Genomic DNA, 12086 nt, shown 5'->3' with positions numbered 1-12086 from the left:
ACGTTGCAGACTAGCATTAGCTTCATTAAGTTGTTCTTGGACAGTATCCCTGCGTAACCTTTTCGTATCTGCATCAGAAGCAGAAATAGCACCATCTTGATATAATTTTTGATATCGTTGATTTTCAGTTTCGGAATTTTTTAATTCCGCTTCCAAACGAGCAATTGTCGCTTTTTGAGTAAAAACTGATCCCCTTAATTCAGCTTCTAAACGAGAAATTGTGGCTTTTTGAGCAGAAATATCACCTGTTTTTGCCCCTGCTGCTACTTGTTGAAAATTAGCTTGATTAACATCTACTTGTCGTTTTGCTTTTTCTAAAGCTGCAAGATTAGGACCATAACTGTCAAGAATTGCTACTACTTGTCCCTTGCGGATTTTGTCTCCTTTTTTGACTAGAAGTTTATCAACTCTTATCCCTGTTTGAGAATTAGGCGCAGATAAACGAATCACTTCTCCTTGGGGTTCTAAACGTCCTAAAGCCGCAATAGCAGTCATAGTAGGTAAGGGGTTAGAAATGCTAGAAGATACTGGAGAAACTGATTTAGAAGTTTCCTGAAAATATAAAAAACTATAGATAGATATTACACCAGTAGCTACAACACCCGCACTTGCGAATATTAGTGGCCACAAACTCACAGGTTTTATGAATGAGTGCTTTTCTTTGTGTACCATAATTTTGTTTTTTAAATTAGGAATATGACAGTAATTCTGACTCTCAAGAAGAGACAGAAAAGCCAGTACACTTGATAGCATCTCCTGACAACTTTTAGTAGCAGTATGATATTTGTAGTAAGATTTTAGTATTCCAACTATATCTAAAGTTCTCACCACAAAAATTAGTTAGTAATTCTGATCAACTAGTGATTAGATAAAATATTTAATGCCTAAACTCTTGATAGGTAATTGGTAATTAGTTGGTAGCTATTACCGATTACCAATATCAAAAGTTTATTTATTTAGGACTACCTCTTTTTCTTTTCTCTTCCGCATAATTGCCAAGTATTCACTGCGCGTTCCATCTACTCGATAATGATCACAAATTTGACACAATTTAAGAAGATCCAAGCGACTGAATATTTTTTGATGTTCAATCCCGTTGTCACTACGCCACCGCCAAAAGGTTGTTCTATCAATTCGACGATTGCTTTCAGGCCATCTTCTCCGTGATAAAAAGTCTACTAATTCATCTTCATAAAATGAGTAACCTTTTGGTAATTTGAGGAGGTCTTCACGTAACTCATTCAGTGGGATGAGTGGATCTAATTCAGATAGTCTCATACCAGCAATTCCTTATAGTTTTTGTAAGTCCAATATTGCAGAAGCCAAATAATGCAATACGATTAAATTGCATGAATTTATGCTGAAAGACTGTATATGATTGACAGTCTAAATTTCCCTGATTTATCACATAGAATAAACTGCTTTTTTCCGAATTTCAAGTTATATGCAACAATTGGGAAACAGGAAAGACAGAAATTAATTAATGGTAATTTCTGCATAAATCCTAGAGGATTTATATAGATGATTTTGCTTTACATATTCTTGATATTGTTTACATGGAAATAGATGTTATTTATCATGTTTTTCATTATCTCAAATTTTCGACTTTAGAACATAAAAAATATTTTTTTAATTCCTTAGATATATTTAGTAGTGACTATTTTTACAAAGACAAGAAAATCTTTCTGGAGATAGATGTAGTAATTGACTATTTAGGGTTAGAAACTATCAAACAATAATTACAGACTAAAACTTATATTTATCTCAATGTAAATTATCTTGTATTTTCAGAAAAATTGTTTTTTTTTGAATATCGTTGATGATTTCTCTCCATATTCACCAGTTGTCAGGAATTCATTCTGAATTTTAATTTAATAATATGCAATACAATACTTATCGGTTAACCCAACCTACCAAAATCGGCGTTGCTGAATTATGGTATGAAATTCAAAAATCAATGATTTCAAACTCTTACTCTCTGTAGACTCTGCGCCTCTGCGTGTTCGCGCAGCGTGCCGTAGGCATAACAAAATCATACTTTTAATCAGCAACGCCCCAAAATCCTTAACCGAACAGTATTGATATGCAATATATATGCAACTTCTGTCAAAATGGCTAAAACTTAGATAATAATTGCTGTAATTGGATAAGCAAATATATTCTTATTTCTTCTGCGACTCTATCAATTTTACATTTGCAAGACTTTTTAAAAGTTGCACGTAAGTTGCCTATGAGTTGTGATAGAGTTGTCACCAAACTAAGGTTAATACAAAGGGCAAATAATTTATTGGCTACAGAATAAACTAGCCTAATCCATATTTAACCGCCACAAGATTCATTGTCTTAATTTATAGCCAATCATCAATTATCCACTTTCTGAGTGTTAGTTTAATGCTGAAAAATAATATATATGGGTTTATTTATTCAGAACTTATCGCCATCATCAAACCTATATTTTTTAGCACTTCTTCACTCAAGTGGATGAAAAATATCAGATTCTAAGCACAAAATAAACTGCGGTTAACTTCTAGATATCCTGAGCAAAATAGTGAAATAAGATCATGGCTGCTTCCAAATTTGAAGCTGCTTTCGCACAGTTGCAAGCTGAAATTAGTAACTGTGAAAAGTCTGTACTCAAGATGATAATGGTGAAAAAGAATATGCCTGATACCACAAAGATGATTAGTGAAATTAATACCAAGTTGCAAACAACTAATGTGGCAATTATTGGGATGGCTTCTATTTTCCCCCAAGCGAAAAATTTACAGGAATATTGGCAAAATATTATTCAAAAAATTGATTGTATTACCGATATTCCTGCTTCCCGATGGCATATAGATGATTATTATGATCCTGACCCCAAAGCACCAGATAAAACTTATTGTAAACGGGGTGGTTTTTTACCAGATATTGATTTTAATCCCATGGATTTTGGTTTACCGCCAAACATTTTAGAGGTGACAGATATCTCTCAATTACTCGGTTTAGTAGTAGCAAAAGAGGCAATGGAAGATGCTGGTTATGGTGCATCTCGCCAATTTAATCATGAACGAACTGGGGTAATATTAGGAGTAGCAATTGGTAGACAATTGGCTGTTCCTTTGGGTGCAAGGTTGCAATATCCAGTTTGGGAAAAAGTCCTGAAAAATAGTGGTTTATCTGATGAAGATAGCCAAAAAATTATTGAAAAACTCAAAAGTGGATATGTGCAATGGGAAGAAAATGCCTTCCCCGGAATGTTAGCTAATGTGATTTCTGGACGCATTGCTAACAGGCTAGATTTAGGGGGAATGAACTGTGTAGTTGATGCAGCTTGCGCGAGTTCCTTGGGTGCGTTGAGAATGGCTATTAGCGAATTGGTAGAACATCGCGCCGACATGATGATAACTGGCGGTGTGGATACCGATAACTCAATTTTTGCCTATATGTGTTTCAGTAAAACCCCTGCTGTTTCCCCTGGGGATAAGGTAAAACCCTTTGATGCTGAGGCTGATGGGATGATGTTGGGTGAAGGTGTGGGAATGCTGGTACTCAAGCGCCTAGAAGATGCTCAACGAGATGGCGATCGCATCTATGCAGTCATTAAAGGTGTCGGTAGTTCTAGCGATGGTAAGTATAAAAGTATATATGCGCCCCGTCCCGAAGGTCAAATCAACGCCTTAACTCGTGCTTATTCGGACGCAGGAGTTTCCCCTGCTAGTGTGGGTTTAATTGAAGCACATGGTACGGGAACGATGGTAGGAGATCCCACAGAATTTACCTCAATTACTGCCGTTTTTGGGGAAAATAACCCGAAAAAACAGCATATTGCCTTGGGAACGGTAAAATCACAAATTGGACATACCAAAGCGGCAGCAGGTGCAGCTAGTCTCATTAAAGCGGCTTTGGCGCTGCATCACAAAGTCTTACCACCTACCATTAATGTTACCAAACCCCATCCCAAACTCGATATTGAGAACTCGCCGTTTTACTTAAATACTGAGACGAGACCTTGGGTAAGTCATCCTACTCAACCGCGAAGGGCGGGAGTCAGCGCCTTTGGTTTCGGTGGTACTAATTATCACGTTGTTATGGAAGAGTACCAACATGAACATCATCACCCTTACCGATTACATCATACTCCACAATCCCTACTGTTGTTTGCCCCTACCCCTTCAGAGTTGCTATCACGTTGTCAACAAATCCAGCAACAATTGCAGACTGAAGGTAAAGAAAAACACTACCAAGAATTGATTACGGAGTGCCAAACCGGGGAAATTCCTGTTAATTATGCCAGAGTTGGCTTTGTAGCTAATAATTTAGCGCAAGCAGAGAAATTTTTGCAAGTTGTCATAGAAGGGCTGAAACACAAGCCCGAAGCCGAATCATGGGAACACCCTCAAGGGATTTACTACCGCCAAACAGGGCTAGATACGACAGGTAAAGTGGTAGCTTTGTTTTCTGGACAAGGTTCACAATACCTAGAAATGGGGCGGGAATTGGTCATGAATTTCCCTTGCTTACGCCAAACTTATAGTCACATGGATAGCCTCCTTTGTGAAGATGGGTTACACCCCTTATCAGCCATAGTATTTCCACAGCCCGTTTTTGAGCAACAACAAAAGCAAATTCAGTTAGAAACATTACAGAAAACTGAATATGCACAACCAGCAATTGGCGTTTTTAGTGCCGGATTATATAAAATATTGCAACAAGCTGGATTTAAACCCGATTTTGTTGCCGGTCATAGCTTTGGAGAATTAACAGCTTTGTGGGTTGCAGGTGTGTTAAGTGAAGAAGATTATTTGTTCTTAGTTAAAGCTAGAGGACAAGCTATGGCTGCACCTGCAAATTCAGATTTTGATGCGGGGGGAATGTTAGCTGTTAAGGGAGATATTAGTCAGATTACGGAAGTAATTAAAAACTTTCCCCAAGTAGCAATTGCTAATAAAAATTCTCAGCAGCAAGTAGTATTAGCTGGGAAAAAAGTTGCAATTAGTCAAGTTCAAGAAGTCCTTAAAAATCAAGGGTTTTCTACTTTTTTATTAGGAGTTTCCGCAGCATTTCATACACCATTAGTATCTCATGCCCAAAAACCTTTTGCCCAAGCTATTGAAAAGGTAAATTTCAACGAAGCACAAATTCCAGTTTATACCAATGTTACAGGTGGATGTTATCCTCAAGAACCCCATGTTATTCAGAAAATCCTCAAAGAACAATTGTTAAATCAGGTATTATTTCAGCAAGAGATTGAAAATATCTATGCTGCTGGTGGTTATTGTTTTGTAGAATTTGGACCCAAAAATGTCCTTACCAACTTAGTAAAAGAAATTCTTAGGGATAAACCCCACATGGCTATAGCTGTAAATGCCAATCATACCAAAAATAGCGATCGCACTCTCCGAGAAGCAATAGTTCAATTACAGGTAGCTGGATTATCTTTGCAAAATCCAGACCCCTATCAAGTCACCACTAAAATTCCCGAAGTTCCTCCCAAAAAAGTTTTAAATGTGCGGTTAAATAGTACCAACATTACTGAAAAAACTCAAAAAGCCTTTGCGAAAGCTTTAGAAAATGATCATCATCTGGAAGTAGTATCTCCCTCGCCCAAACCCATAGTTCCAGAAAATCACCAAATCTCTGTTAACGACAAATTAGATCAAGTTGAAGTTCATCCGCAAAATTATGAAAAGGTTATTCACAGCTTAGAAAATTTTATCGCCGAATTTGGCCGACAACAAAGTGATATTATTCACGTTCATGAACAATCTTTGCAAAATCAAACAGAATACACAAAGGCATTTTCTCAACTAATGCAACAACAGTATTCATTATTAGGAAATACTGAAGTTACAGAACATCAATCCACAACTCAACAACTCGCAATTTCCAGTTCTGAACGGAATATGATGCGGTTTCATGATCATCAAGGTGATACCCTCCGCATTCATGAACAATATCTCAAATATCAACAAGAATACACCCAGCATTACTTTGAACTTCTGCAACAACATTATCATTTATTGACTCCAGAAAACAGAGTCATCAACTATGTAAATCATCCTCAATCCGATCATTTCTCAACCCCTAAAATTATTTCTTCTCCCCAAGTAAAAGAGGAACTCAAAGATGATCAAAAAACCATTACCGTAGTTCCCAAAGCCCCAATTAATATAGATAAAGCTACCCTTAGTCAAACTCTGCTAACCGTCGTCAGTGAAAAAACAGGCTACCCAGTAGAAATGTTAGAACTGTCAATGGATATGGAAGCAGATTTGGGAATTGATTCTATCAAACGGGTAGAAATTTTGGGAGGTTTATTAGAACTGTATCCTGATTTACCTCAACCTAACCCTGAAGAATTAGGTCAATTAAGAACATTGGAACAAATTGCAGAATATATGCAAACTTTAGTTCCAGATACACTGAAACAACAAGTGGAAATATCCACAGATTGTATTACCACAGAGGTATTACTAGAAGTTCCTCAACCGGAATTAATAACATCTACACCTGGAATTCAGGAACAGAAAACAGCAATAGAAATTCCCGAAAATCTAAGTCATATTCTGCTGACAGTTGTCAGTGAAAAGACAGGTTATCCGGTAGAAATGCTAGAACTGTCAATGGATATGGAAGCAGATTTAGGAATTGATTCTATCAAACGAGTCGAAATTTTGGGAGGTTTATTAGAACTATATCCCGACTTACCTAAACCCAATCCTGAAGAAATTGGAGAATTGAGAACTTTAGGCGAAATCGCTGATTATATGCAGCAGCAAGCCCAGGGAATGACTCAGTTATCTCATCAAGAAATAGCAGAGATCACCACCACTACATCCCCTGGAAATATCCGCCGTAGTATTGCCAAATTACAGCAACTTCCCATCCCAGATAGTTTAGAATTTTCCATTCCTGAAAACCACATTGTCTTAATAACTGATGATGGTTCTTCTACTACAGAGAAATTAGCCGAAAGCTTAATAGCTAAAGGTTGGAAAACGGTAATTTTAATTTTTCCTGGGATCCAGTCAACAGTTACAGAAAAAATCAATAGAGTAGTTTTAACTGATTGGTATGAAGACAGCTTACAACAACAGTTAAATCAAATTGCTGATAATTATGGTACTGTAGCTGCATTTATTCACCTCCACCCAGTCAATCAATTAGAAATAGAGAAATCTATTCTTCTTCATGTTTTTCTCATCGCCAAGTACCTAAAAGAACCACTTAATCAAGCCGCAAATTTAGGACGTAGTTGTTTTATTAACGTAGCCCGTTTAGATGGAGAATTTGGATTAGGAGAGACACATAATTTTAGTGCAATTGCTGGGGGATTATTCGGACTTAGTAAGAGTATTAACCAAGAATGGGAAAATGTATTTTGTCGTTCCCTTGACTTAAATCCAGACTTAGATTCAGACACATCTGTAAAACATATTCTTGCTGAAATTCATGACCCCAACTTGTTAATTCAAGAAGTAGGATATAGCAGCAAAGGTAGAGTTACCTTAATTGCCGATTCTACCCCATTAGCAACCACTAATTTTCCCCTACCAATTAGCAAAGACCAAGTATTTATAGTCAGTGGTGGCGCAAAAGGAATCACCGCCCAATGTGTAATTAAAATCGCCCAACAATATCAATGTAAATTTATTCTTTTAGGGCGTTCCAGTACAGAACCTGAACCAGTTTGGACAGAAGATTGCAAAAGTGAAGGAGAATTAAAACAGCGAATTCTAGAAAATTTCCAAGCCCAAGGGGAAAAACCTACACCAATAATGGTACAGAAAAAGTATCAGGTAATTTCCTCACAGCGAGAAATTCATAACACTCTTCAAGAAATTGCCAAAGCCGGAGGAAAAGCAGAATATTTAAGTGTAGATATTACCGACACAGCAATACTAGAATCAAAACTTGCAGATGTAATTGAACGTTTTGGTCCGGTAACTGGTATCATTCATGGTGCAGGAAACCTAGCTGATAAACGCATTGAGAAAAAATCAATTCAGGATTTTGAAAATGTTTATGCAGCCAAAGTTAAAGGTTTGGAAAATCTTCTCCATTGTGTACCAGCAAGTCAATTGCAATATTTAGTTTTGTTTTCTTCCGTAGTTGGATTTTATGGGAATGTAGGACAATCCGATTATGCCATAGCAAATGAAATTCTCAATAAATCTGCCCATTTAATTAAACATAATTACCCCAATTGTCATGTCATGGCTATTAACTGGGGACCTTGGGAAAGTGGCATGGTATCAGCAGAATTAAAGAAAGCTTTCGCGGAAAGAGGAATTGAAACTATTCCCATAGAAACAGGGACACAAATGTTAATTAATGAACTAACAAATGCTAATCAAGATCCAGTTCAATTAGTAATTGGTAGTCCCTTAGTTTATGTTCCTGCTAGTTTATCCCCTGAGTTAAAAACTTATCGGATTAAACGCCGATTAACATTAGCAGAAAACCCATTTTTACATGATCATGTAATCGCTAATCGTCCCGTACTTCCTGCGACTTGTGGGTTATTATGGATGACTAATGCTTGTGAACAACTATATCCTGGGTTTACAGCCTTTAGTTCTCCCAATTTCAAAGTCTTAAAAGGCATAGTTTTTGATCAAACCTTAGCAAGTGAATATATTTTAGAAATTCAAGAACTTGCTAAAACTGAAAATCAGGAAATAGAATTTGCTGTTAAGATTAGCAGTAAGACACCAGACGAAAAAACCCGATATCACTTCAGTACCAATCTGATTCTCAAGCGGGAAATTCCTACACCACCCAACTATGGAAACCTGAATTTTAATCAGGATGAAAACTTCCTGAAAACAAATCAAGAACTTTATCAAATAAATGCTGCTAGTCTATTTCATGGAATCACCTTTCAAGGTGTAAAAGCAGTTCTCAATACCAGCCCCAGTAAAATGACTATTGAATGCTGTTTAGCAGAACCAACAGCACAGCAACAGGGACAATTTCCCGTTCAAACATTCAATCCCTACATAGCAGATGTCCAGATTCATTCCCTTTGGGTTTGGACACAACACTTTCATCAAGTTGGCTGTTTACCATCAGAAATTAAGAACTTTGAACAGTTTGCAAAAGTTCCCTTTGGTGAAACATTTTATGTAACTTGTGAAGTCCAATCAAAAACAGAATCATCAGTCATTACAGATGTGATTACCTATAATCGCCAAGGACAAATTTATAATCGGATGATTGGCGCAAAAGGAACAATTTTACCGAATCAAATCGCCAAATATTAGCTATTTTTCATGCAGAGGTACAGAGAGAGTTTAAGAATTAGAAACTACGCAAAAAAACCTCCTGTTCTCTGCATTCTCTGAAATATACCTTCAATCCAAACGTTTCTCAAAATGGAGAATTATCATGATACCAATGCAACAAAATCAAAAATTAGCAATTATCGGTATGGATTGCGTGATCAGTAATTCATCAACATTAACTAAATTTGAACGTCTAATTTATGAAGGTAAACAAAGTCCAGTTACATCTGAAAATGAGCCATCAACTCCTCTCAATCGAAAAATTATCAATTCTGCTTTAGAAAATGCTAAAATTAAACCAGAAACAACCCTAGCATTAATTACCATTTCTCCCACAGAAGATTCAGCCAAATTAGCTAATTATATCTCTGCTGAATTAGCATTTTTCGCCGAAGAAAAATCTATTTTATCAGCTTTGCATTTAAGTCAAAAATTATTAACTACACAGCAAGTAGAAGCTGTTTTAATTGTAGGCATAGATAAAAATAACCCTCCAGAAATTAACATAGGTGTACATACTTTTAGTTATGAAGAAAACGCTAAAGGCATCATAAAAACAGCAGGTGCAGCCGCAGTAGTCTTAGAACTACATGAAACAGCCAAGCAACAAAACCATTGCATATATGCAGTCATTGATGGATTAAGTGTTGTCAAACATTCTGCACTTCATCCAGAAGCTGTTACTCAAGCTTGTCACAAAGCCTTTCAAATGGCAGATATCAAAGCCGCAGATATTGGTTATTTAGAAGTTGTTGCTAGTGGCATTCCCGACGCAGATACAGCAGAAATTCAAGGTTTAATATCAGCCTATCAGAGTGAGGAAGAAAATCTCAGTTGTGGACTTGGTAGTGTTAAAGCTAATATTGGCAACACACAAGCCACAGCAGGTATATTTAGCATCATTAAAACCGCACTTTGTTTATATCATCGCTATATTCCTGCTGTTCCTCAATGGTGCAATCCTCAACAGCCAGAGATTTGGCGCAGAAGTCCATTTTATGTAGCGACAGAATCAAAACCTTGGTTTTTAGAATCTGGTGCGACTAAAAGAGTAGCGGCGGTAAATATTATGGAGGAAGATAATACTTATGGACATTTAATTTTATCAGAAGAACTTAGCCAAATAGAACGCAGTAGTAAATATTTGGAAGAAATGCCTTATTATTTATTTACTATTGCTGCTGGCGATCGCTCTTCTTTATTAGCACAAATTACTGCATTTCAACAAAATCTTTCAGATTTCTCTTCTTTATCTCAACTAGCAATTCATCATTTCCAACAATATCAAAAGTATCAAAAATCAACCTATGCCTTAGCTATTCTTGCCCGACATCCAGAAGAATTAAACCGAGAGATTGAAAGGGCAATTCAGGGCGTAAATATTGCTTTTGAGACTGGCAAAGATTGGCAAACTCCACTTGGTAGTTATTTTACAGTTAAACCCCAAGGAAAAAAAGGTCATGTTGCTTTTGTTTATCCCGGATCTTTTACTTCTTATATCGGAATAGGAAGAAATATTTTCCGTCTTTTCCCCCAATTGTATGATGATGTTGTAATTAGAAGTGTTTACAATCGAGTCGCTAACATTGAAAAAATTCTCTATCCTCGTAGCATCAATAAATTATCCAAAAGAACATTAGAAACTATCGAACAAAAATTAATAGATGATCCAGTTTCTATGCTGGAATCAGAAGTTGGTTTAGCAGGATTGATGACAGCAATTCTCAAAAATTATTTTCAGATTCAATCCCCTTATGCTTTTGGATATAGCCTTGGTGAAACTAGTATGATGTTAGCACAAGGTATTTGGACTAGCTTCAAGAGTACCAGTGATTATTTGAATTCATCCCCTCTATTTAGAACTCAATTATCTGGACCTAAAAATGCAGTTCGTCAGCATTGGGGATTACCGCTAATTCATGAAGGTAAAAGTGAAGAATTTTGGAGTAACTACATTTTAATATGTTCTGCGTCCCAGGTGCGAGAAGTTCTCAAAAATGAACAACAGGTTTATATGCCTTTAATTAATACACCTGAAGAAGTAGTAATTGCTGGTGAAACTCAAGCTTGCAAAAGAGTTATTGAAACTTTAAAATGTGACGCTTTTCCGACATCAATTAATCATGTAATTCATTGTGAACCAATGCACTCTGAATATGATGAATTTGTCAAAGTTAATACCCTACCCACTCAAACAAATTCAAAAACAACTTTCTATTCTGCCGCAGAATACGCAACCGTCGAAATTGATAGTCATTTAATCGGTAAAAATATTGCCAAGTCCCTGTGCCAACAACTTGATTTTCCTCGTTTAGTCAATCATGTTTATAATGACAACATCAGAATTTTTATTGAAGTTGGTGTTGGCAGTAATTGTAGTCGCTGGATTAGCGAAATCCTCAAACAAAAAGAACATCTGACTGTATCTCTGAATCGTCGAGGTGTAGATGATCATACTTCTATTATCAAAGCATTAGCCAAGCTGTTTAGTCATCGAGTTGAGTTAGATTTATCACCTTTATATTCTCTGCCAAATATCAAATTGGATCAAAATATTCCCGCTAAAAATCAGTCAATTCTACCAAATCCTTCTTTATTTAATTATGAACACAGGCTTAAATCAATTCCTCACTATCCAGAATTACATGATAACAATGCCCGTCTAGCCAAAGCACACGATTTTTTATTGCAGTCCCGTCAAACATCACTGCAACAACTAAGTTTATTTCTCCAACAGCAGCTAGATTTATACAAAAGAATGGTTATACAAGCAAAAACTACAAAGTAGAAATAGTCAAAATTTACAAAATTAGTGGA

General features: G+C 36.4%; 4 protein-coding genes and 1 pseudogene. 3 read left to right on the top strand and 2 right to left on the bottom strand.

All coding sequences use genetic code 11. The features are described from left to right. Positions 1–672, bottom strand: a pseudogene (locus tag FJR04_RS17750) (biotin/lipoyl-binding protein); the annotation flags it as partial. Between the two features lie 276 nt (positions 673–948). Further along, complete coding sequence (locus FJR04_RS17745) at positions 949–1278, bottom strand: hypothetical protein (RefSeq protein ID WP_168497174.1); 330 nt, start codon at positions 1276–1278, stop codon at positions 949–951. A gap of 278 nt (positions 1279–1556) precedes the next feature. On the opposite strand from FJR04_RS17745, the gene FJR04_RS17740 reads away from it, so the two are divergent. From FJR04_RS17740 to FJR04_RS17730, 3 genes are all read left to right on the top strand, one after another. Then, the gene (locus tag FJR04_RS17740; protein ID WP_168497172.1) at positions 1557–1739 is read left to right on the top strand and encodes a hypothetical protein; all 183 of its coding nucleotides are present in this window, start codon (positions 1557–1559) and stop codon (positions 1737–1739) included. 822 nt (positions 1740–2561) lie between these two features. After that, positions 2562–9248 (top strand): type I polyketide synthase, encoded by a 6687-nt coding sequence (locus tag FJR04_RS17735; protein WP_168497170.1) that lies wholly within the window; start codon positions 2562–2564, stop codon positions 9246–9248. A 124-nt stretch (positions 9249–9372) separates the two neighbouring features. Continuing rightward, the gene (locus FJR04_RS17730; RefSeq protein WP_168497168.1) at positions 9373–12057 is read left to right on the top strand and encodes a PfaB family protein; all 2685 of its coding nucleotides are present in this window, start codon (positions 9373–9375) and stop codon (positions 12055–12057) included. Positions 12058–12086 lie beyond the last annotated feature (29 nt).

Origin of the sequence: Anabaena sp. UHCC 0204, assembly GCF_009711975.1 — a bacterium.
Taxonomy (GTDB): domain Bacteria; phylum Cyanobacteriota; class Cyanobacteriia; order Cyanobacteriales; family Nostocaceae; genus Dolichospermum.
Note: the sequence above shows the minus strand (reverse complement) of the source record. Positions and strands in the feature narration are given on the sequence as shown.